The 696-nt window shown below is 58.8% G+C and carries 1 protein-coding gene; it reads left to right on the top strand.

All coding sequences use genetic code 11. The annotated features are described in order from the left end of the window. Positions 1 to 375: 375 nt before the first annotated feature. Positions 376 to 696, top strand: a 321-nt coding sequence (locus ACV1FX_RS41725) for a hypothetical protein (protein WP_473123284.1), incomplete at its 3' end; no start/stop codon positions are given.

Below are 696 nucleotides of genomic sequence, written 5' to 3'. Positions count from 1 at the left end.
GCGCGGCAATTTGGGTGGAAGCGCGTATCGCGTGACATGTCGCATGGGACGCAAGTGGATGAATGCGTAGCGGCGCTGCATGCCCACCTTTGCGACCAGCCGCGAGCCGCTCAAACCTCCACTATCGTAGAAGCCGCAGAATGATCGTGCCGGAAAAGCTTGCGAAATTCGCTTGATGTCGCACTCGCCATACCCTTCAACACAGCATCGTGCTCGCGCCTGAGCTGACCAGACACGTCAAGAGCACGCTGCAGCTTCCGGCAGAACTCCTAGATTTGCCATCGTCATTGGTGGATCGCTTTCAGACGCGTCAGCTTCTTGAAAGCTAGCCCTCCTAACATGAGAGCCTGGGTCTCTAGACGGCGCTGTCGCCTATTGACCGTAGCGGAAATGAACGTCGGGCCTGACGCGCAGGACATGGTGGCGACATTTTTGGTGAGCCGACAGGCAGTGGGCCAGGTCCCGGTCAACATTTCCATCAGGTCTTGCGTGTTGTTCGTCGTGAACACGGCGGCGCCACAAGACGCACTTGTGACGGTCATCAATGTCACATCGGGGATGCGCCATGTCGCTCAGCAACCTTTCGTCAGCCCGCAGCCGAAATCAGCCTCAACCGGCGTTTACCCCGGAGCCACGTTGGCTCTGGGACCTTCTGCGCAGACGCCGGGCCTGACCCAGCAAAGCGCATTTTCGAAC

Source organism: Bradyrhizobium ingae (assembly GCF_055791185.1).
The sequence above is the reverse complement of the archived record's forward strand: the minus strand, read 5'-3'. Positions and strand labels throughout refer to the sequence as shown.